Source organism: Roseburia rectibacter (genome assembly GCF_014287515.2).
GTDB classification, from domain to species: Bacteria; Bacillota; Clostridia; order Lachnospirales; family Lachnospiraceae; genus Roseburia; species Roseburia rectibacter.
Window position 1 is genome coordinate 3,769,493 of sequence record NZ_CP092473.1, and the last position, 23,302, is coordinate 3,792,794.

The window sequence follows — 23,302 nt, forward strand, 5'->3', positions numbered from 1 at the left end:
CCTCATTCACTGACATCCGTAATTTTCTGCTGTAATTCACAAAAAATTTCTGCAAGGTTCGGATCAAACTGGGAACCGCTGTTTTCCTTTATTATTTCAAATACTTTCGATGCGGGACGGATTGCTTTTTTGTAACACCGTTCCTGATAAAGTGCATCAAAAACATCTGCAAGCGCCATGATCCTTGCACATAACGGAATCTCCTCCCCGGCTAATCCATCCGGATATCCTGTACCATCCCATCTTTCGTGATGGTGTCTTGCTATTTTTCTGGCAATATCCACATATTCCTCATGTTCCACAGTTCCTATGATCCCGTCAATGATCTCACAGCCATCTACGGTATGCCTTTTCATGACAGCAAACTCCTCGTCAGTAAGTCTTCCCGGTTTTAAAAGGATTGCATCCGGCGTCTTAATTTTTCCAATGTCATGAAGTACCGATGCTTTTACCGTATTGAGTTCATAATTATAATCAAGTATATCTGCATAAAGTCCCCGCTCACGCAGCGCCCTCGTCAGAATCCGCACATAGTTCTGCGTATTTTTTACATGAAGTCCTGTGCTGTTGTCACGGCTTTCGATCAGGTTTGCGATACCGGTGATCACCTCATCCTGCATGCGCGTGATCTGGGCAACCTGTGATGCAACCATATCTTCTAAATGATTCTGATACTGTTTATTCTCCAGAATCCGTTTCACACGGCTTACTAATACCTGTGAGACGAATGGTTTTCCGACAAAATCCATCGCCCCTGCTTCAAAACATTTTGTCTCTGTCTCCGCATCATTATCACCGGTCAGAAACACAACCGGTATCGCAGCTCCATTTTCAAGTTCGCGAATCTTTGTCAGTGTTTCAAATCCGTTCATTTCCGGCATATTTACATCCAGAAGGATCAGATCCGGCGTCACTTTTGAAAGAAGTGATAATGCCATTTTCCCGGATGTAGTCGCAGAAATTCGAAATTCTTCCCCAAGAATTGTCTGTGCTCTTTTCAGATTACCCGGATCATCATCTACCAAAAGGATCAGTTCCCTGTTTTGTGTCTGCATACGCTTCTCCTTTGTAAAAACCTGAATTACCCTGCTCTTTTATACATAAGAATGATCGACTTTTATAATGACATAACAGTTATTTCCAAGACGATCTCTCACCTGTGATGTAATGCGTGCAACCAGCTCGTCATCCTGTATATGAAATTTATATGGTATCAGAACATCAAAAATAATATTCGTATGTGTAAGCCCCGTCACAACACGGAAATCATGCATATTGATCTGCTCATCGATTCCCTTGATAATGGATGTCACTGCAGCTTTCATCTCACTGACATGTTCATCTGATGTCACGATCGGATCCATATGTATCGTCGCATCACAGCCTAACTTTTCTTTTAATTCATTTTCAACATTATCAATAATATCATGTATCTCTAAGATATTTCCCTCTGCCGGAACTTCCGCATGCAGCGACACCATCTGTCTTCCAGGACCATAATCATGCACGATCAGATCATGAATCCCGCATATCTCCTCATGTGCCATTACGATCTGATCAATTTTCTGTACAAATTCCTCTTCCGGCGGCTGTCCCAAAAGTGGATTTAACGTATCTTTTGCTGCACCAATGCCTGCACACAAGATAAATACACCCACCAGCACACCACAATAGCCGTCCACATAAAGCCCTGTAAAATGTCCGATCAAAGTTGCTGCAAGTACCACTGCCGTTGCACAGGTATCACTCAGGCTGTCGGTTGCTGTTGCCTTCATTGCCGCAGAATCAATCTTTTTTGCCACCCCGCTGTTATAAAGATACATATACAATTTTACGAGAATCGAAACAATAAGGATCACAACCACCATTACGGAAAACTCGGTTTCTTCCGGATGAATGATCTTTACCAGCGAATCACGGATCAGCTCATATGCCATCAGAAGGATAGCTGCCGCAACGACCAGTCCCGACACATATTCAATCCGTCCATGTCCGAACGGATGCTCCGGGTCCGGTTTTGCCCCGGCTAACTTAAATCCGATCAGTGTGACTGCCGAAGATCCTGCATCAGACAGGTTGTTAAATGCATCTGCAGTTACAGCGATCGAGCGGCTGATCGTCCCTGCCAAAAATTTACCACAGAAAAGCAGGATGTTTAAAAAAATCCCCACCATACCACAAAGCATTCCGTACTCCTGCCTGATTTTCGCTTTATCCTCTTTTTCCCTGATAAAAAACTTTGAAAGAAATGTTATCATGTCTGCCCCCCTGCACCTGATGTTTACCTTCTGTCTGTCAAACTCTTTTTTATAAATTTTCTACTTAATTTTTCTGATATCCTGCAGCGGCCAGTAAATGACTTCACCCTTACCGAGTATCTTATCAATGCTTACATATTTATTATCCCAGTAACGCGCATCCCAAGAATCATTACGGTTATCTCCAAGAACCAGATAGCAGTCATCCGGCACTTCAAATAAATATGGTCCCGTCGCCACTGTCCATTCTTCTTTTAAATAATCTTCCTCAAGCGGTGTCTCATCTCCATCAATATAAATCTTTCCGTCCTCGATGCGGACTTCCTCTCCCGGCAGTCCAATGACCCTTTTTACATAAAGTTCTTCCTCGTCATCCGGATAATGGAAGATCACAACATCCCCCCGCTCCGGTGTGCTCTTTAAAAATGCCAGACGGTTTCCGATCAGACGGTCTCCCGGCATGATCGTATTTTCCATTGATCCTGTCGGCACATCCGCATTGATGATCAGATAATTTTTGATCAGAAATGCCGCTCCGATTGCTAATGCGAAAGTCAGAACCCAGCTTAGGATTTCCCGTGCTGCACCCGAACTTTTCTGTTTTTCCTCTATATTTGTCTCGTTATCCTGTCTTTTTGTTTCCATCTGTGTCCTCACTTTATGCCATAAATGCTTTCTTTATGCAGCAAAATATTTTGTATTAAACATCATTTTAGCACATTTACATTAAAATAAAAACCTTCTTTTCTGAAATCATCTGATGAGCTGCTCGCCAAATGCTGGTTTGTGGGTGACATGAGTCGCCCGTCCAAATGGTGAGTCGCAGGTTTGTGAATGGCATCTTGCGCAAAGCCGGAGTTAATTTTGGTTCCGTTGTACGAAAATAAGAAAAGTCTAAGTGTGTCTGGGTTAGATTTTCTCGGAGTGACGTGACCGGCAACAACGAGTCATCCATGACTCGATGCTGCCTTGTTCTGCCATCCGTGGCAGAACATCACTGTGTATCTACAGACACACTAAGATTTTCTAATTTTCTCCCAAAGTCACAAAATTACTTCGGCTTTGCGCAAAATGCCAATCGTCGGGTTGTGAACACCATTTGGGCGGGCGGTTCATCTCAGAATTGGGGCGTTGGTGTGGACCTTTTGATATTCGCTTGAATGAAAATATGCTTAAAATGCTAATGTGCTGTATCATTAATATTTATCCTAATGAATTGCTAGAATTTTTATCTGCTACATTGCATAATACGGATTACTTGGTAAATTGCCAGACCAAATAACACAGAATATTTTTCAAATGTGTATGGCAATAAACATGGGCATAACGGGATACATTGAAGTTTTTTCAGCATTATCAAACCAATAATAATCTATTAAACATAGTTATTTGAAAATGTTGTTTAAGCAGATTCAGACATAAGACACTAAAAATTTACGCACCGCCCAGTGTTGTAAAATGAGTTCCCCGGCAAAGGGTGGTTCACAGCCTTGCGGCTGGCAAATCGCATCAAACCAGGATTCGTTTTGTGACTTTGGGAGAAAATTAGAAAGTCTTAGTATGCCTGCCCGAAATACAGTGTTGTGCTGCCACGGACGGCAGCACAAGTCTTAATGTGCCCGGATGGCACATTTAAGACGCACACGTCACTCAGCCACAACCTAACTCAGGCATACTTAGACTTTCTTATTTTCGGACAACGGAACAAAACAGTCCCGGCTTGATGCAATTTGCCAATCAAAAACCCCCCGGAACCACCCTACACGAGGAAACTCATGTCACCCGCAAACCAGCATTTGTCCGGCTTTTTCTAAAACATATATCCAAAAAAAGCCACACTGCCGGTTCAATGTCACTAAGTTAACATAAAATCAGCAGTGTGGCTTTTTGTCTATGATTCTATTGCAGGCTGCCATTTGTCATCTGACAGCTTTTATTATGATTGAACTTAAACAGCAAATCTTAATTCTCTGACTGACAATTGATAAAATCGGCTTAGTCAGCAAATAATGCTGTAGAGTAGTAGCGGTCACCACTGTCCGGAAGAAGGGCAACGATTGTTTTTCCTTTGTTTTCCGGGCGTTTTGCAAGCTCGATCGCTGCATATAATGCTGCGCCGGAAGAAATTCCGACTAATACACCCTCTGCTTTTGCAAGTTCTTTTCCGGTTGCAAATGCATCTTCGTTTGCTACCGGGAATACCTCATCATAAATTTTGGTATCTAATACTTCCGGAACAAATCCTGCACCGATTCCCTGAATCTTATGAGGGCCTGCAGTTCCTTTGGAAAGAACCGGAGATGTCTCAGGCTCAACTGCTACAACCTTTACATCTTTATTCTGGGATTTTAAGTACTGACCAACACCGGTAACTGTTCCACCGGTACCAACACCTGCAACGAATATATCTACTTTACCGTCTGTATCTGCCCAGATCTCCGGTCCTGTTGTCTCAAAGTGAGCCTGTACGTTTGCCGGGTTTGTAAACTGGGATGGGATAAAACTTCCAGGAATCTCTTTTGCAAGTTCTTCTGCTTTTGCGATCGCACCTTTCATTCCCTTTGCACCCTCTGTTAAAACGATCTCTGCACCGTATGCTTTTAATATGTTGCGGCGCTCAACGCTCATGGTCTCAGGCATTGTTAAAATGATGCGGTATCCTTTTGCTGCTGCGATAGAAGCAAGACCGATTCCTGTATTTCCGGATGTTGGCTCAATGATAACAGAACCTTCTTTTAAAAGTCCTTTCTCCTCTGCATCTTTTACCATGTAATATGCAGCACGGTCTTTGACACTTCCTGATGTATTAAAATACTCAAGTTTTACAAGAACTTTTGCCTCAAGTCCTTTGTTTTTCTCTAATTTTGTTACTTCTAATAAAGGTGTTTTTCCAATTAAATCTGTTGCACTCTGGTATACGTTTGCCATAATAATGTCTCCTTTTCTGTGCTGTTTTGCACGAATCTGTTATTTGAATGCTGCTGTTTCCGAAATTTACAATAGATACTTTAAAACTCCGGCTGATAAAAACTACTTGTTACTTTATTGCCTTAAATGCCTCATCAAGGTCTTCAATAATATCCTTGATATTCTCTGTTCCGATGGAAAGGCGGATCGTGTTCGGGCAAATTCCCTGCTCTGCCAGTTCTGCCTCATTTAACTGTGCATGTGTGGTAGAAGCCGGATGAATGACAAGTGATTTTACATCTGCCACGTTTGCAAGTAAGGAAAAGATCTCAAGATTATCAATAAAATCTTTTGCCGTCTGCTCATCCCCTTTGATTTCAAAGGTAAAGATAGAACCGCCACCGTTCGGGAAGTATTTTTTGTACAGCTCCTGCTGCTCTTTATCCTGTGTAACGGACGGGTGATGTACCTTCTCCACCTGCGGATGATTGTTTAAATACTCTACAACCTTTAATGCATTTTCGACATGACGTTCTACACGCAAGGACAGTGTCTCAAGTCCCTGTAAAAACATAAATGCATGGAATGGCGAGATCGTTGCTCCGGTATCACGAAGTAAGATCGCACGGATTCTTGTAACGAATGCTGCCGGTCCTGCTGCCTGTGAAAAGCTAATTCCATGGTAGCTCGGATTTGGTTCCGTGATAGCAGGGAACTTGCCGGATGCCTCCCAGTCAAACTTTCCGCTGTCTACAATAACACCACCGATTGCAGTTCCATGACCACCGATGAATTTTGTTGCAGAATGAACAACGATGTCTGCACCGTATTCGATCGGACGAAGCAGATACGGGGTTGCAAATGTATTGTCCACAACAAGTGGTATTTTATGTGCATGGGCGATCTTTGCGATTGCCTCAATGTCGCTGACATCTGAGTTTGGATTTCCGAATGTTTCTATGTAAAGTGCTTTTGTATTGTCCTGAATCGCTTTTTCAAAGTTTGAAACATCAAGCGGATCAACGAATGTTGTTGTGATTCCGTAATCCGGCAGTGTATGCTCTAACAGGTTGTAAGAACCACCGTAAATATTGTTTGCTGCAACGATATGATCACCGGCATGTGCAAGGTTCTCGATCGTATATGTGATCGCTGCTGCACCGGATGCTACTGCAAGTGCTGCAACACCACCCTCTAATGCTGCGATTCTCTTTTCAAATACATCCTCGGTCGGATTGGTAAGTCTTCCATAGATATTACCTGCATCTTTTAAGCCAAAACGGTCTGCAGCATGCTGGCTGTTATGGAATACATAAGAAGATGTCGCATAGATCGGTACTGCTCTTGCATCAGTAACCGGATCTGCTTCCTCCTGTCCTACATGTAACTGTAATGTTTCAAAACCCAGATTTCTTTCGCTCAAATGTTTTTTTCCCATAGATCACTTTTCCTTCATTTAATATAATTAGTATTCTTCTTCCTCTTCTTTTTCACTGATATCATTTACCGGACGCTCTAAGCCTTCAATCTTAATACCATTCTTCTCTGCATAATCCCAGAGTGCTGCATGGATCGCTTCCTCTGCAAGCAGGGAACAGTGTACTTTTACTGGTGGAAGTCCGTCTAATGCTTCCATAACTGCTTTGTTGGTAACTTCAAGTGCTTCCTGGATTGTTTTTCCTTTTACAAGCTCAGTTGCCATGCTGCTGGTTGCAACGGCTGCGCCGCATCCGAAAGTTTTAAATTTTGCTTCTTTAATGATTCCATTATCATCAATATCAAGATACATTCGCATGATATCTCCGCATTTTGCATTACCAACGGTACCAACACCGCTTGGATTCTCCATCTCTCCAACATTTCTCGGATGATTAAAATGATCCATTACTTTCTCACTGTACATATCTGATTTCTCCTTCTTTATCTCTCTACGCTCAATTTGTTTTCATTTTACAAATCTAATTTTTTTGCTCTTGCAATTTGTTTTCATTTTGCAAATTTAAATTTTTTACTCTTACAGATCTGCTCTGATTTTATTTATTCTGTTCTTTTACAAAATCCTCATATAATGGGGACATGCCGCGCAAACGCTCAATGATCTTCTTTAACTCATCTACTGTGTAGTCGATCTCTTCCATCGTGTTCTTCTCGGATAAAGTCAGACGCAGGGAACCATGTGCGATCTCATGCGGCAGACCGATTGCAAGAAGTACATGGGATGGATCTAATGATCCCGAAGTACATGCAGAACCACTGGAACCACAGATTCCTGCCTGGTCTAAGAGAATCAGCATGGACTCTCCCTCGATGAAACGGAAGCAGAAGTTTGCATTGTTCGGCAGACGGTCTGTACGGTGTCCGTTTAATCTGGTATAAGGAATTTCTTTTAATATACGCTCGATCAGATGATCTCTTAATGCGATCTCTTTTGCACTGCGTTCTTCCATATTTTCTTTTGCAAGTTTTGCAGCTGTACCGATTCCAACGATACCCGGAACATTATGTGTACCGGCACGACGTTTTCTCTCCTGTGCACCGCCGTGGATAAAGGAACGGATCTTAACACCTTTGCGGATATACATCACACCGATACCCTTTGGTCCGTTGATCTTATGACCACTTGCACTTAACATATCAATGTTCATCTCTTCCACGTCGATCGGAATATGTCCGAATGCCTGAACTGCATCTGTGTGGAATAATACACCATGATCATGTGCGATCTTTCCGATCTCTTTGATCGGCTGGATTGTTCCAATCTCATTATTTGCTGACATAATGGATATCAGGATCGTATCCGGGCGGATCGCTTTCTCTAATTCCTCAAGGCTGATCTTTCCGTCTTCATCGACATCCAGATAAGTTACTTCATAACCTTTCTGCTCTAAGTATGCGCAGGTATGAAGGATCGCATGATGCTCGATCTTGCTTGTGATGATGTGTTTTCCTTTTGACTCATATGTCTCTGCAGTTGCCTTTAATGCCCAGTTGTCTGACTCACTGCCGCCGCCGGTAAAGTAGATATCCTCCGGTCTTGCATTGATCAGATCTGCAACATTTGCTCTTGCCTCATCAACTGCTTTTTTGCTCTCTCCTGCGAAAGAATAAATAGCGGAAGGGTTGCCATAATGCTCTGTAAAATATGGGAGCATTGCATCTAATACTTCCGGATATACCTGTGTGGTTGCTGCATTATCTAAATAAATTAATTTTGCCATGATATCGTTCCTTTCTTTGTCCTTATCTTATCCATTTTATACGCTGCTCATACTAGCAGAAAGTCCGTATATTCTGTGTGTATCCATCACCATTCTGTTTTATTTCCTAGTTTGTTGATATGATATAAGTATTATACATCATCAATTCCTATTGTCAAGATAGGAATTGTATTTTTTTGTGCAAAAACAAGAACAATCAGTTTCCACTAAAGCGAGTGACAACCTTCCTATATAATGCTATAATAAAGCGCTGAGTGCAACAGGTATCTTTATATTTTAATAGATAATTTTACTCAGGAAAGGTTTTGCAAACAGAATTTATTTGATGCACAAAATGGTGCAGGAAATGAGGATTTTTATGAACCAGCTATTTTCACCGGAACTGATCCCGGATTATATGCACGCGCACCCGGAGTACGGGGTAAAGCGTATTTTAACTTATACTGTGTATCGTTTTTTATCTTTTGCCGGAGAAGAAGATGATACACTCGCAGCTTATTTAAAAGATACGCTGTTTCCAACGGACGAAACTCTCGATTTTTCCCTGATCGATGATTATCTGGATTTAGATCCTTATTTCTGCCCGGTACTAAAAGAGGACAGCTTTGACGTATTTTTCTTATATACTGCGATCAGCATTTTAGAAAATGCCTTTGACGAATTTGCTTTAGGCGATGAACTTGCCATCATAGATGACCTGATCTTAACAAAATATCCGGTGCTTGGCTCCGTATCATTAGATGATGCAGGTATCCGCCTGGATGCACTGATCGGCAATGGAGCCGAATTTTACGCTGTTTTGTATCTTGCTCTGACAAGATATCCATCTGCCCTTGGCAGTCTGCTCCCACAATTTGGTGCAGCTTACCACGACAGCTACCAGTTCACCGGTGACGATACGGCACTTTACGATTTCATGGACGAATATTTTGAAACAAAAAACTGTCTGCTTCAGCCGTTTTTTGCAGAGCTTTCCAATACACTCGTTGCCGCGACACTCGGCTATTACAAAACAGACTTAGAAACACTCCTCGCAACAGAAATTTCTGGAATTTTAAACGGATCTGCTTCCCGCTTTGCCGTACAGAAACGTTTTGGTGCACTCGGACTTACCAGACTGCCGGATCACGACAGTTGTCTTGCACTGTTGTCGGAGTCTTTCCACTACGCAGCACTTTATGAACTGCGCAGCAACCTCTTTGATTACCACCTTGAAGAAGACCGTCTGGTGACTGCGGACAACTGGAAAGATACCATCCGTTTTCACTTCGTGCAGTATCAGCATATTTATGAGCAGGCACTCGACGGATTTTATGCGGCTGTGCTTTCCAGAAAGCTGCTGCGCGCAGAGTTTTCGGAGGAATTAAAAAAACTGGGGTTCTAGTCCCCAGTTTTTTTGAATAATACCAGAAGGGGCTGCACACTAATTACCTAGTGCGGCAGCCCCCTGTTCTTAAGCCTCTCACAGCTTCTCTCACTTACATCCTATATATAAATCTTTTAATTTATCAATCAGCCCTTCAATCCGGAAGTACTGATTCCTTCTACCAGATATTTCTGGAAGAAAATAAAAATCAATACGGACGGAAGAATAGACAAACTTGCCATTGCAAACATTGCACCATAATCGGATGAAGATCCAGGATCACAGAACAGTTTCAGTGCCAGACTCACCGGATACATTGCCGTTTTATTAACATAAAGTAATGCTGAAAGGAAATCATCCCATCTCCACATAAAGGAGAAAATACATCCCGTCACTACTGCCGGCTTAATCAAAGGAACGATGACCCTGATAAAAATTCCCCAGTAGGAACAGCCGTCAATCTTTGCTGCTTCATCCAGTTCCACCGGAATGCCACTGATGAAGTTAGACATAAGATAAACAAAGAATCCCTGCGTAGCAAAGAAATACGGAATGATCAGGGGCAGATAAGAACCTACCCAGCCAAGTTTCTGATACCACAGGTACTGAGGTATCATCAGTACCTGTGCTGGGAGCATCATGGACAAAAGCATTGCCGCAAATAAGATCCCTCTGCCCCGGAATTTAAATCTTGCAAAACCGTAGGCTACCACTGCCGAAGAAAGAATTGTTCCAAAAGTTGCTAGTACGGAGATCAGAATAGAGTTTTTGAAAAATGTTGCAAATGTGATCTTTGCAAAACCCTTCCATCCGTTAATATAGTTATCCAGTGTAAAATGTTCCGGGAGCAGGGATCCTGCTGTGGTAAAAATCGTATTGGTCTCTTTAAAAGAACTCATAACCATCCATACCAGCGGGTATACCATGATCAGACCAATCAGTAAAATCACTACATGGTAGATTATAGTTCCCACCATATGTTTTTTCTCTGTACTTACCATCTTCATGTTTATACTCCTCCTTCATATACCCAGAACTTCTTCGTTGCAAACAGAAACAGTGTGACCAGACCGATCAGCAGGAGCATTACCCATGCTAATGCTGCACCATATCCTGTATTATAGAACTCGAAAGACTGCTGATACATATAAACTGTGTAGAGCAGGGTAGAGTTCATAGGTTTTCCCTGTGTAATAATGTAACACTGGGTAAATGCCAGGAATCCATTGATCATCTGCATTACCAGGTTAAAAAAGATTGTCGGCGTCAGCAGAGGCAGTGTGATCTTAAAAAACTGATACACACCACTTGCCCCATCCACCATGGCTGCCTCATAGAGAGATGCCGGAATCTGCTTTAAAGAAGACAGAAAGATCAACATGGAAGAACCAAACTGCCATACAGCTAACAGGATCAATACCCAGATTGCTGTCTTGGTGTTGCCCAGCCAGGAAATACCGCTGTCAATTCCAATGCCTGCCAGAAGTTTGTTGACTACACCATCAATGGCAAACATACGCTTCCACAGAATTGCCACTGCTACGGATCCGCCAATGATGGATGGCAGATAATAGACAGCTCTGTAAAAACCGGACATTCTGGAATTTTTTAAAAGCAGCATTGCTACCAGCAACGCAAATACCAGTTTTAACGGAACAGATACAAAGGCAAAGAAAAAAGTAACTTTTATGGTCTGCCAGAAGGTACCATCGCCAAACATCGTTATGTAATTCTGAAGTCCTGTAAATTTTGGTGCTGACAAAATGTCGTAATCACAGAACGAATAATAAAGAGAAATCCCCATGGGAACCAGCATAAAAAAGAGGAATCCCAAAGTAAATGGAAGCGTAAACATAATTCCTGCTGTATGTTCACTGTTAAACAGTCTACGAATCGTTTTCATATAAAACCTCTATTCTGCTTATTCAGAAGCCTTGGATGCCATGATGGCGTTACCCTGTTCAAATAACTGCTGACCTGCATCTTCTGCAGACATCTGCCCATAACATACCTGCTCTTCAAACTTGTTGATCAGATCATTTACCTCACTGGAACCATCAGCACTTGGCGGATTTACCTGAGAGGAATTCGGTTCTACCACATCGTAAATAAAATCAATCACTTTCTGGCTGCTCTCATCCAGATTTGGAGAAATTGCCTCTGCTACATCACTTGACAGAGGAATACCTCTTTCTGCAAGAAGTACATTGTTGCAGTCAACGGAATTCGTAATATAATTCAGGATCTTAGCTGCTTCTGCCGGATTTTTTGAATCGGTAGAAATTGCAAAGAACTGGCTTGGTTTTAAGTAATCCGATTTGGATGGATCACTGGAAGGCCATGTGGTAATACCGATCTCCGTTCCTTCCGGAACTGCATTTTCGATTGCAGTCAACTGGTTCGAATAAGAGAATGAGCACCAGGACATTGTCTCAGGACTGGAACCATATACCAGAGGATCCTGTTCTACGGAACCGATGGTACGCTCTGCAAATACGGAAGGATCTACTACCCATCCATCTTTGATACCATCTTCATACAGCTTGAAGAAATTTATATAAGGATCTGCCGAATCGCCGCCCAGTTTGCCATCCTGATACAGTACAATATCATCTGCACGCAGGTAATATTCCAGGAACTGCTCATTCTGGTTGTAGCAAAGATTCGTCTTGTAACCGGTCTTCTCCTGGATTTCCTTGGACAGGGCAATAAACTCATCCATAGTCATGTTATCTTTTACCGTAATGCCATTTTCATCCAGTAAGGTTTTATTATAGAGAAGCGCTGGAGCGTTAATGCCGTTACACAATGCATACAGACCACCGTCTGCCTGTGCGGAATTCAGTACGTCCTGATTGCAGTTGCTGACATCAATGGTGCCGTCTTCAATATAAGGTGTCAGATCTACCAACAGGTCATTGTTTACATACTGCTGTAAATATTTATAATCCATCTGGACGATATCCGGCATGGAGTGTCCTGCTGCTGCAGTTGCAAGTTTATTCCAGTAGTCATTAAATTCAGAAAACTGTCCTTCGATCGTAACTCCCGGATTTTCCTCTGCATACATATCCAGAATACTCTGTGTACGCTCGTTTCTGGTCTGATTGCCCCACCATGCCATTACCAGGCTGGAAGAATCGCTGCTGCCGCCATTTGACTGAACAGTCTGGGAATCGTTTTCCCCGGTTGTATCAGCTCCAGCGGCATTGCCGGAATTGCTGCCACATGCTGCAAAAGATGTCACTGCCATGACTGCTGCAAGGATGCATACTAATTTCTTTTTCATACTTATAACCTCCTTAGATTCGTGAACCGAACTTTGTTGATGGTGTTATTATAGTGCACCTTTTATCTCCGTTTAATAGTTAAAACGGACATGTATGTTTAAAAAACCGACATCCTTTTTCAACTGAATTGCATTCTTTTTTTAAATTTGTATAATGTATTTAAAAGCATTTTTCAGATATAAATTAAGGAAAAAACTATGAAAAAATTTGCATCCTGGTCACTAAAATACAAAATACTTACCATTGCTTTGTTCAACAGCGTTACCATGTTATTGTGTGCTGCTTTTGGCTATCATCTTTATACCCACGCTTACAATAAACTACTTTTTGAGTCTATGGCGAGCAGCCTGTCCGTCACTTCCAAACAGATCTCACAGAAGTTAGAAAATGCGGAATACATTTCCTCTCTGATTCTTTCCTCCTCAGTCATCCAGAAAGAACTTGCCAGCCAGCCTCCTGAAAGTGACTCCATTGCCGTGGCAGAATACAATCGCACAGTCAACAATCTCCTCACCGAATACTCTGCCCTGTTTCGGACTAATGGCATTTCCTATGCAGTGCTCTATGGTGACACTTATACCAACAGCACAAACTGGGCATTGTTAAATAAGACTCCGTCCTTTTTACTGGATGCCGCTTTGGAAAATGGTTTCAAGGCAAAAGGTTCTGTTACATGGACCTACGGAGAACGTCAGCCCTATATTCTGCTCAGCCGGAATGTCAGACAGATCAGTAATCTCTCCCTGGAATCTCTGGGTAATCTGGTGATTGGTGTTGATCTCGAACAGGTTGTATCCGATGCAAGCCAGTTTGTCTCCCAATACAGGAACCAGCAGTTTATCATTGCCAGTGATTCCGGAAGCCTGATCTACGCCTCCAAAAGTCTCTCTGATGCAGATGCCAGAGAACTTATTTCGAATTTTACGGATTCCTACAAAATTGTCTCCTATGGCGGTCACAAATATTTTGCCGTAGGAGGCACTCTGCCAGATTATGAATACCGCTATGTTACTCTGGCACCTTACGATGAGGTTGCCAATGCATTGGGAGCTTCCATACGCCTGACCTACTTTCTTCTCGCCATTGGAATGCTATTGGTGTTCTATATGTCAAACCGGCTGATTCACACAATTATCAACGAATTTGACGCCCTGATCCAGAAAATGAAACTGTTTACCCAAAATGAACTGGAACTTCCTGCGGAAGATAATACCTGCTACTCTACTGAGGTCGGATCCCTGCACAGACAATTCCGTCTGATGGCAGTGCGTATCCAGAATCTGGTAAAAGTCAATTATGTAAATGAGATTCTGACCAAAGATGCCCAGCTAAAAGCGCTCCGTTCCCAGATCAGTCCACATTTTCTCTACAACACCCTGGAGACGATCAACTGGCGGGCAAAGGCTATGGGAAATGATGTCATCTCCCAGATGGTGGAATCTCTCGGAAATCTCCTGCGTGTATCCTTATCTGCCCAGGAGACACTGGTAACACTTGCCTACGAGCTGGAACTGGTAGATTCCTATATCACGATCCAGAAAATCCGCTTTGAGGAACGGCTGGAATTCCAGGTAATCACAGAGGACGCCTTTCATGAAGGCATGATTCCTCCGTTGACCATACAACCCCTGGTGGAAAATGCAATTCACTATGGCATGGAGGAAATGACCGAAGTCTGCCACATTTATCTGAAAGTCAATGTAACAGATGACATCATGGTGATTCAGATACGCAATGAGGGCTCCCATTTCGAAGATGACCTTCTGGAAAAATTGCGCAATAAAAGCCGCAATCCTCACGGATTTGGCATCGGTCTCCTGAATATTGACCAGCGGATCCAACTGTTGTTTGGCGATGAATACGGTCTGACCTTATCCAATGAAGATGATTTTGCCGTTGCTACCATAACCCTGCCCTATCGAAAGAAAGAAGGCGAATAAAATGTTAAAATTACTGATTGCTGATGATGAAAGAATTATCAGAGAAACGATTTCCAAAATTATTGACTGGAAAAAATATGATATCGAAGTGATCGGATTATGTAAAAACGGAATTGAAGCCTATGACATGATCCTCGATGAATCCCCGGATATCGTTCTTACAGATATCCGCATGCCCGGCATGAGTGGTTTAGATCTGATCCGTGAGGTCCACCAGACAGACATCCCGATTCAGTTTATCATTTTATCCGGCTACGGTGAATTTGAATATGCCAAAGAAGCCATGCATTACGGGGTCAAGCAGTATCTCCTAAAGCCATGCAATGAAACACAGATCTTAGAATGTGTGCTGGAATGTAAAAAAGACCACGACCGCATGATGCGTGAACGTACTATGCTGCAAAAACAGTTTACCCTCTATGATGGCATGCTGCACAATGTCATTTCCAGTGTCATCAACGACTGCCTCAATGAAAAACAGTCCTTAGATGAAATCGTCCTGCACTATGAACAATATGTGGATTTTCATACCACAGGGTACCATCTATTTTATGTGTATTATCTGGAATTTGATAGCCTGCCAGAATTTCTGCAGCAGTTAAAAGTCTATGTGGAAAAAGAGATGTCCCAGGTAATCTTTTACGGAATCTATGTAAAAAATACTTTTCTGCTTTTCCTTCAGAATAGTTCCGGATTTTGTGAAAACATACATAATTTCCTGAAAAACGTACACTTAAGCGGGCAAAAGGTATCCCTTGAAATTCAGGATACCAACTATCCCTCTCTAAAAATCCTGCTGTCAGATAACACAGACCGTATCATGCGTTTTCCCATGATTTATTATATCAATCATTTCCATGTCACAGCAATCTGCAACTATGACCGCGTCATTTTTCAGATCCAGCAGTTATATCAGCGGCTTCGCGGAGGAGACAGTGAAAAGTCTGACCAGGTGGCTGAGATTCTGCGTGGAATTGATAATATTGATTTTCTAAAACAACTTGTAAGCAGTTTGTTTCTCAAAATGTCTTCCAATTCCCAGATGCTTTCCCCGGTAGGTCTGGCAGAATGGCTCACTCAGATGGAAAACGAAGAAAATCTGGACAGCCTAAAAGATATGGTAGTAAACAAGTTCATGGAGTTATCCAGCATCCGTGAAACCGAGGCAAGTATCTCCCCGATGATCTCCCAGATTTATTCCTATGTCGACACACATCTGGAGGATTCTTCCCTGACCTTGAAACAGATTGCGGAAAATTATCTGTTCATGAATGTGGATTACGTCAGTAAAAAATTTTATAAAGAAACCGGACAGAAGTTTTCACAATATCTCACTGCAATGCGTATTGCCAGAGCAAAACAACTCATTGCACAGAATCCGGAAGAACCCGTAAAAAATATTGCAGAACAGGTTGGCTGCGGAAACAATCCGCAATATTTCTCCCAACTCTTCAAAAAACAGACCGGCATCACCCCTACTGACTATATTGCCTCCTTAGGACATTGATCCTTTTTGCAGAAACCACAGCATGTCGGAAATGTGGCAGACGTACTCGGTTTTTCACATTGACAAAAAACCTCTGAAAATGGAGAATAGAGACAGATTTCAGAACACATTAAGGGGGTTACCGATATGAATTATCATATAATAGAAATGGGTGCAGCCGGCGATGGAAAAAACAACGATGCTCCCATCATACAAAAAGCGATTGATCTGTGCCATGCACAGGGCGGCGGACTGGTCGTGCTGGATAGCGGACACATCTACCTGTCCGGATCTATTATTTTAAAGAGTCATGTGGAACTGGTCGTGGAAACCGGAGCAACATTAAAAGCGAGCGAAGATTTACAGGATTATAATTATATTAGTGATCTGGCGAAAAATGGACACGACCACATGGTAGAAGTCCCCACTTTTGTAAATTGCGATTACGACGGTAAACCACGTCAATACTTTATCTACTCCAAAGATACAGACGGCGTACGCATCAGCGGTGGCGGTGTCATTGATGGTTCCGAGGAAATCTACTACGGTGAGATCCGTGAAGACCAGATTGACGGCGCTTTCTATCCCCGTATCCCTCTGATTCTGATGGAGCACTGCACTCATCTGACCATCCAGAATGTAACGATCCAAAAGAGCGGCTTCTGGACAACCCATCTGGTGGGCTGCGAAGAAGTGGAAATCAGCGGCGTCCGCATCTTAAACAACCGCATGATGGCGAACTGTGACGGTATTGACCCGGATCACTGCAAACATGTCCGTATTACTAACTGTCATATTGAGGCAGCCGATGACTGCATCGTATTAAAGACCACCGAAGCAAACAGCCAGTACGGTGACTGCGAAAATATCGTAATCAGTAACTGCACCCTGGCTTCTACCAGTGCAGCGATCAAGATCGGTACCGAAAGTGTCAATAATTTCCGTGATATTATAATCACGGGCTGCAGTATCTACGATACCAACCGCGGTATCTCCTTCCAGCTCAGAGATCAGGGTAATATTGAAAATGTGTTGATTTCAAACTGCATCATCCACACAAACAATTACTCCGAATGTTGGTGGGGCTGTGCAGAACCTATTAATATCGCTTCCATCAACCGCAAAGACGACGTCCCTTCCGGCAAAATCCGTGGAATTTCCATCACCAATGTGTACTGTACCGGAGAAGGCAGTATCTATATTGCCGGAAAAGACACCTCTCCTATCGAGGATCTGACACTTGAAAATATCCGCCTGACACTTGAAAAGAATTCCAAATATCCTATCAAGGGCTATGATTTCCGTCCCTGCAGTGGTCCCTCTTTTCAGGAATGTAAGATTCATGGCGTTTATGTCAAAAATGCCAAAAACGTAAAAGCACAAAATATTGAAGTCACTGTAAAAAAAGAAATACAGGAATGGGTGGATCGTGATATCTGCTTTGAAAATACCGTCAGAACAGATTCATAAGTTTACTACAATAAACTGCAAAAAGGAGCTGCGCACTAATTACTTAGTGCAACAGCCCCTTTCCCACATCCGGCAAATATCTTATGTATCTTTTTTGTTCTTCTCTATGATCTATTCTTTTCCGTCTTTCTCTTCTGATTCCCGCAGATCACATATTCTCACCTGCTCGATCCGTTTGCCGGACATCTCTGTCACTTCTATCTCAAGTTTAAATTCCTCATCCGTATGAAAATCTCCGGCTTTCGGTATACATTCAAACAGTTCCATCACCCAGCCGCTGACGGTCTGCACATCAAATTCTGCCTCACGGTCTAAACATTCAAACAGTTTTTCCACTTTTGTTTTTCCGGCAACCAGATATTCATTGTCGCTGATGCGCTCAATTTCTGTCTCGACCTTATCGTGCTCATCCCAGATCTCACCGACAAGTTCCTCTAAAATATCTTCAAGCGTAATGATTCCAGCCGTTCCGCCGTATTCATCCATCGCAACCGCAATGTGCAGTTTCTTCTGCTGAAGTTCCCGCAAAAGATCATCGATCTTTTTATTTTTCGGTGTAAAAATAACCGGTCGCACTGAGTCACGGATCGTCACATCCGAACGGTAAATAAAGTTGTAAAAATCTTTCTGATATAAAATACCAATGATCTGGTCAATATTTTCCTCATAGACCGGAAGTCTCGAATATCCGGTGTCCGCAAATATTTTGGCGATCTCATCTTTTGGCATATCCACCGGGATACCGACAATATCAATTCGCGGTGTGTAAATATCCACTGCCTCCAGCTCATCAAACTCGATCGCGCTGCGGATCAGTACACGCTCATCTTCTCCGATACCGCCGCCTGCCTGTGCCTCATCCACAATGGTGAGCAGTTCTTCTTCTGTGATTCCCGGCTCCTCTTCTGACTTAAAGATGTGTGACAGCAGTTTTTTCCACTGTGCAAACACAAAATTAACCGGTGTCAGGATTTTTACCAGAACAGCAATGATCGGTGCGGAAAACAGTGCAAATTTGTCCGGTGATTCTTTTGCAATGCTTTTTGGTGAAATCTCACCAAAGATCAAAACCAGAACTGTCGTAACGATCGTTGAAACACTGGCCCCCTTCGCATCCCCAAGCATTTTTACAAACAGGATCGTTGCTAAGGAGGAAGATAATATATTTACAATATTGTTTCCGATCAGGATCGTTGACAACAGGTTGTCGTACTTTTCTTCCAGTTCAAGCACCAGCGCCGCCCGTTTATTTCCTTTGTCTGCCATATTTTTCATGCGGATCCGGTTCAGCGACAAAAATGCGGTCTCCGTCGCCGAAAAATATGCTGACATGATCAGGCATATCGCAATAATGATAAAAAACAATGAGTCACTTCCCATAAAAAAATAATTCCTCTCTTTCCACGCAAAAAAGCATAGCTGCACCTGTTTGTCTCTCCAAACGGCAGTTATGCTTTCTCATATTTCAATATTGATCTTTTCATTTTGTTATTCTGATTCGGGTAAGGATCCGCGTCCCCGTCCGCACTGTCTAACATAGTACTCTCCATTTCTGCATGTGAACAATATTACCTTTCACATGATTTTCATATAAATTGTGCTATAGATGTATTATATCAAAACGCATTCTGCATAGCAAGGAATTTTTATCCATTTTCCGGTTCTGTACCCGCTAAAATACAAATAAAATTTGCTGTCAGCTCCGAATTATGGTATACTATGATAAATATATTTTAATCGGGGCACATTTCCCCTGATGGGATTCCGTTTCCTGTCAGGGGATCATCCTATAGACAGAAAAGAGGTATTTTTATGCAGGTTAACGAATCATCTGAGAACTATTTAGAGACCATCCTGATCCTTAGCAAACGTAATCCGGTCGTACGTTCCGTTGATATCGCTGAAGAGCTTGGTTTTAAAAAATCAAGTGTCAGCGTTGCAATGAAAAACTTACGCGAGAAAAATAATATCACCGTTACCAAAGAAGGATATATTTATCTGACCGATTCGGGTCGTGAAATTGCAGAAATGATCTATGAACGTCATGAACTTTTAACAGACTGGCTGACACGTCTCGGTGTTGATCCAAAGATCGCAGCCGAAGATGCATGCCGCATGGAACATGTCATCAGTAAAGAAAGTTTTGATGCGATCAAAAAACATATTAAATAACCTGATATATATACATCTATATATTAGTACATCATTTTCACAAACAACAATCTGTGCATATTTTAAACAGATCTGTTATCACAAAAACAAGAAGTGCTCACCGGAACAGATTTCCGGAAGCACCTCTTGTTTTTTTATTTATACTGTCTGCGGAACTGTACCGGCGTCATCTCATACGCTTTTTTAAACAAACGGTTAAAATGTTCCACATTCTCATATCCAACGCTTGCTGCGATTGATTCCACCGTCTGATTTGACTCTTTTAAAAGTCTTCTTGCTTTTTTCATTCGCGCAGCTTTTACCGCATCCTGGAATGTCATACCGGACTTTTCCTTGATATACTTGGAAAGATACGGTTTGGAGAGTCCGAATTTTTCAGCAAGTACATCCATCGTCACATCCACATAATTATTCTGAATGTAATTCATGATCTCCATAATGCGCTCATCTCTGCCCTCAATGATATTTTCACTTTTCGCCATCTTATTTGTGGCAGAAACCAGTGCTGCAATAGAACTCTTGATGATATCTTCATCCACACCAACACCCCAGAAATGTTTTCCCTGGCAGATGATCTCCACGTAAGCTGCTGCCTTTGAGGAAGATCCCTCTGAAATCGCATGCTCCTGATAGGCTGCCAGCTCATAACTGATGCCAAAATACATCTTTATCGCATTGCTGACTGCATCGAGACGTCCATTTCCGGTTGTCTCGATTACTCTGCGCTCACCGTTCTGTTCAATCGTCACACTTGCAGCAATACCATCTTTCTGCTCGAAGTGGCAATCAGGCACATCAAATACATCTTTGATGTTGACATAGTGTTCATTAAATATCTGATAGATCATATCCGGAGTCAGTTCCTCATGTCTGTGATCAGATACACCTTTGATCAGGTAACCAACTTCTTCTTTCATCTTATCCGGCAGCGACATACCAAAGTTCTGCTTTAATACGAACGCAACCCCGCCCTTACCGGACTGGCTGTTGATACGGATAACATCAGACTCATACTCTCTTCCAACATCCTTCGGATCGATCGGCAGATACGGAACATCCCAGCGTTCACCGCTCTTTCCTGCTTCTCTCCATGCCATACCTTTTGAGATCGCATCCTGATGGGAACCGGAAAATGCGGTAAATACAAGATCTCCTGCATATGGAGTACGTTCATAAACTCTCATTCTGGTAAAACGCTCATATTTTTCACGGACTGCTGCGATATTGGAAAAATCAAGTTTCGGATCTACACCATGACATACCATGTTCATTGCAAGTGTTACGATATCCACGTTTCCGGTACGCTCTCCGTTTCCAAACAAAGTACCCTCTACACGGTCAGCTCCTGCTAACACACCAAACTCAGCGTCACTGATACCGCAGCCTCTGTCGTTGTGCGGATGTACGCTTAAGATCACGTTGTCTCTGTATTTCAAGTGTTTATGGATATACTCGATCTGACATGCAAATACATGCGGCATTGCGATCTGTACCGTAGTCGGGATATTGATGATCGCCTTATGCTCTGCATCCGGTTTCCAGACATCCAGTACTGCATTGCAGACTTCCACCGCGTAATCAACCTCTGTTCCCGGGAAACTTTCCGGACTGTACTCAAATGTAAAGCTTCCATCTGTCTGTGCTGCAAGATCTCTTAACAGAATCGCTCCATCCACTGCAAGTTTCTTTACTTCTTCTTTGCTCTTTTTAAAGACCTGCTCTCTCTGTGCAACAGAGGTGGAGTTGTAAAGATGGATCACTGCGTGCGGTGCGCCTTTGACTGCCTCAAATGTTTTTTTGATGATGTGCTCACGCGCCTGTGTTAAAACCTGAACGGTAACATCTTCCGGGATCATATTGCGCTCGATTAAGGCACGCATGAAATTGTACTCTGTCTCTGAAGCTGCCGGGAAACCAACCTCGATCTCCTTGAATCCAATGTCTACAAGCATCTGGAAAAATTCAATTTTTTCCTCTAAGCTCATCGGCTCGATCAGTGCCTGGTTGCCATCACGCAGATCCACACTGCACCAGATCGGCGGCTTTTCGATCGCATCCTTCTTTACCCAGTCATATGTAACTTCAGGCGGCATAAAATATGCTTTTCCGTATTTTTCTGCAACATTAAAATTCATATTCATTCTCCTTATCCTGTTTTAACAATGATTCTATTTTCTGATTTATTTCCCATGAATCAAAAAATCTCTGTATGCAAAACCTGTGTGGTTTTGTCATACAGAGACGCAAAATTTTCTTCACGCGGTACCACTCTGTTTCATGAATGACCTGTATCGTCATACATGCACTCATCCGGCACAATCATGCCTTTTCCCTCTTACGGCGGGCGATCCGTCCAAGCCTACCCAGTACCATCTGCTCATTCATAATGCATCCGATCCCTTCAGCCGGCAGCTCCAAGGCGAGTTCACAACTTCACTCTGACTGCCTCGCACCTTCCGGCAGTTCTCTGATTTCCATTCCGCTGTTACTATTCCTTTTCATTGCATTTCATTTTCTGTTCTACATAATATCATACCTTTTTCGAGTTCCGCAAGGTGTGATTTTATCAATTTTATTGATTTATTTTAATCTTTTATATTTAAAACTGAAAATCTTCATAATCTTCCGGTGTAAAACGATGATAGATCAGATGGCATCCCTCATCCGTGATGCAGTAACGGTAATCATCCGGCACCCCATCTTCAAAATAAACCAGGTAATCAAATTCCCCGTGTGTCGTCCGTTCTACATGTACATGATCTGAATATCTGTGAAACTGCTGTAAAAGCTCGTCTATCGTGCAGCCATGTTTTCCGATTGTTTCTATAAAACTGGAAATGAACTCACTTCCGTTCGTGTGTTCATGCACATAATCAACACCGCTCGGCGGAATTGCAATGCAGAAACGCTCACCTTTATTGGAGATTTCCACCCCGCCAAGTGTCTGCACCGTCTTTTTTGAAAATTCTGCAAGCAGTTCTGACATCTCTTTTTCTGCTACATCGGTATGGAAGAAACGGTTCAGCGAGGTAATCGGATAATATAACCGGATCAGTTCACTCCGGTAACCAAGTTTTATCTGTTCTTCCTGTATGACCTCGATGATATTTTTTTCAAGTCCCGTAAAATCCACTGCCTTTTCCATTTCTTTCTTCCTTATTATTTTACTCCCACTGTGTCAGACCGATAAATTCC

General features: G+C 42.5%; 18 protein-coding genes and 1 other annotated feature. Of the genes, 5 read left to right on the top strand and 13 right to left on the bottom strand.

Annotation, left to right across the window (positions count from 1 at the left end; translation table 11 throughout):
- Positions 1 to 2 precede the first annotated feature (2 nt).
- From H8S51_RS17275 to nifS, 7 genes are all read right to left on the bottom strand, one after another.
- Positions 3 to 1,055, bottom strand: coding sequence for a response regulator (locus tag H8S51_RS17275; protein WP_186899233.1), 1,053 nt, complete (start codon positions 1,053 to 1,055; stop codon positions 3 to 5).
- 39 nt (positions 1,056 to 1,094) lie between these two features.
- On the bottom strand, positions 1,095 to 2,258 hold the full coding sequence (locus H8S51_RS17280) for a cation diffusion facilitator family transporter (protein ID WP_186899234.1): 1,164 nt from the start codon (positions 2,256 to 2,258) through the stop codon (positions 1,095 to 1,097).
- A 60-nt stretch (positions 2,259 to 2,318) separates the two neighbouring features.
- Positions 2,319 to 2,903, bottom strand: a complete 585-nt coding sequence (lepB, locus tag H8S51_RS17285; protein ID WP_117920686.1) for a signal peptidase I — start codon at positions 2,901 to 2,903, stop codon at positions 2,319 to 2,321.
- Positions 2,904 to 4,253: 1,350 nt separating this feature from the next.
- The gene (gene cysK, locus H8S51_RS17290; RefSeq protein WP_117922080.1) at positions 4,254 to 5,186 is read right to left on the bottom strand and encodes a cysteine synthase A; all 933 of its coding nucleotides are present in this window, start codon (positions 5,184 to 5,186) and stop codon (positions 4,254 to 4,256) included.
- Positions 5,187 to 5,295: 109 nt separating this feature from the next.
- Positions 5,296 to 6,603: an O-acetylhomoserine aminocarboxypropyltransferase/cysteine synthase family protein gene (locus tag H8S51_RS17295; RefSeq protein ID WP_186899235.1), complete on the bottom strand. Its 1,308-nt coding sequence runs from the start codon at positions 6,601 to 6,603 to the stop codon at positions 5,296 to 5,298.
- Positions 6,604 to 6,630: 27 nt separating this feature from the next.
- Positions 6,631 to 7,068 carry a Fe-S cluster assembly scaffold protein NifU gene (nifU, locus tag H8S51_RS17300; protein WP_117922078.1) on the bottom strand — a complete coding sequence of 146 codons (438 nt, stop codon included), beginning with the start codon at positions 7,066 to 7,068 and terminating at the stop codon, positions 6,631 to 6,633.
- 130 nt (positions 7,069 to 7,198) lie between these two features.
- Positions 7,199 to 8,383, bottom strand: coding sequence for a cysteine desulfurase NifS (nifS, locus tag H8S51_RS17305; RefSeq protein ID WP_186899236.1), 1,185 nt, complete (start codon positions 8,381 to 8,383; stop codon positions 7,199 to 7,201).
- Positions 8,384 to 8,741: 358 nt separating this feature from the next.
- On the opposite strand from nifS, the gene H8S51_RS17310 reads away from it, so the two are divergent.
- Positions 8,742 to 9,767, top strand: coding sequence for a hypothetical protein (locus H8S51_RS17310; RefSeq protein ID WP_241070798.1), 1,026 nt, complete (start codon positions 8,742 to 8,744; stop codon positions 9,765 to 9,767).
- Positions 9,768 to 9,895: 128 nt separating this feature from the next.
- On the opposite strand, the gene H8S51_RS17315 is transcribed toward H8S51_RS17310, so the two are convergent.
- The 3 genes from H8S51_RS17315 to H8S51_RS17325 are packed head-to-tail and all read right to left on the bottom strand — an operon-like array spanning position 9,896 to position 13,038.
- Entirely contained in the window at positions 9,896 to 10,726 is an 831-nt protein-coding gene (locus H8S51_RS17315; RefSeq protein ID WP_370775769.1) for a carbohydrate ABC transporter permease, read from the bottom strand.
- Positions 10,727 to 10,758: 32 nt separating this feature from the next.
- Complete coding sequence (locus tag H8S51_RS17320; protein ID WP_186899238.1) at positions 10,759 to 11,652, bottom strand: carbohydrate ABC transporter permease; 894 nt, start codon at positions 11,650 to 11,652, stop codon at positions 10,759 to 10,761.
- 18 nt (positions 11,653 to 11,670) lie between these two features.
- Positions 11,671 to 13,038, bottom strand: coding sequence for an ABC transporter substrate-binding protein (locus tag H8S51_RS17325; RefSeq protein WP_186899239.1), 1,368 nt, complete (start codon positions 13,036 to 13,038; stop codon positions 11,671 to 11,673).
- Positions 13,039 to 13,236: 198 nt separating this feature from the next.
- On the opposite strand from H8S51_RS17325, the gene H8S51_RS17330 reads away from it, so the two are divergent.
- From H8S51_RS17330 to H8S51_RS17340, 3 genes are all read left to right on the top strand, one after another.
- The gene (locus tag H8S51_RS17330; RefSeq protein ID WP_186899240.1) at positions 13,237 to 14,979 is read left to right on the top strand and encodes a sensor histidine kinase; all 1,743 of its coding nucleotides are present in this window, start codon (positions 13,237 to 13,239) and stop codon (positions 14,977 to 14,979) included.
- A gap of 1 nt (position 14,980) precedes the next feature.
- Complete coding sequence (locus tag H8S51_RS17335; protein ID WP_186899241.1) at positions 14,981 to 16,486, top strand: response regulator; 1,506 nt, start codon at positions 14,981 to 14,983, stop codon at positions 16,484 to 16,486.
- 126 nt (positions 16,487 to 16,612) lie between these two features.
- The gene (locus H8S51_RS17340; protein ID WP_186899242.1) at positions 16,613 to 17,935 is read left to right on the top strand and encodes a glycoside hydrolase family 28 protein; all 1,323 of its coding nucleotides are present in this window, start codon (positions 16,613 to 16,615) and stop codon (positions 17,933 to 17,935) included.
- 111 nt (positions 17,936 to 18,046) lie between these two features.
- Here H8S51_RS17340 and H8S51_RS17345 read toward each other — a convergent pair whose 3' ends face one another.
- Entirely contained in the window at positions 18,047 to 19,315 is a 1,269-nt protein-coding gene (locus H8S51_RS17345) for an HlyC/CorC family transporter (protein ID WP_186899243.1), read from the bottom strand.
- Between the two features lie 432 nt (positions 19,316 to 19,747).
- Here H8S51_RS17345 and H8S51_RS17350 point away from each other — a divergent pair, with 432 nt between their 5' ends.
- Positions 19,748 to 20,107: a metal-dependent transcriptional regulator gene (locus tag H8S51_RS17350; protein WP_117922073.1), complete on the top strand. Its 360-nt coding sequence runs from the start codon at positions 19,748 to 19,750 to the stop codon at positions 20,105 to 20,107.
- Positions 20,108 to 20,241: 134 nt separating this feature from the next.
- Here the strand turns inward: H8S51_RS17350 and H8S51_RS17355 are convergent, their stop codons facing one another.
- Complete coding sequence (locus tag H8S51_RS17355) at positions 20,242 to 22,248, bottom strand: 2-isopropylmalate synthase (RefSeq protein ID WP_186899244.1); 2,007 nt, start codon at positions 22,246 to 22,248, stop codon at positions 20,242 to 20,244.
- Positions 22,249 to 22,341: 93 nt separating this feature from the next.
- Positions 22,342 to 22,618: a binding site (T-box leader), on the bottom strand.
- An 88-nt stretch (positions 22,619 to 22,706) separates the two neighbouring features.
- Positions 22,707 to 23,252 carry a DUF3877 family protein gene (locus H8S51_RS17360; RefSeq protein ID WP_186899245.1) on the bottom strand — a complete coding sequence of 182 codons (546 nt, stop codon included), beginning with the start codon at positions 23,250 to 23,252 and terminating at the stop codon, positions 22,707 to 22,709.
- Between the last annotated feature and the right edge of the window lie 50 nt (positions 23,253 to 23,302).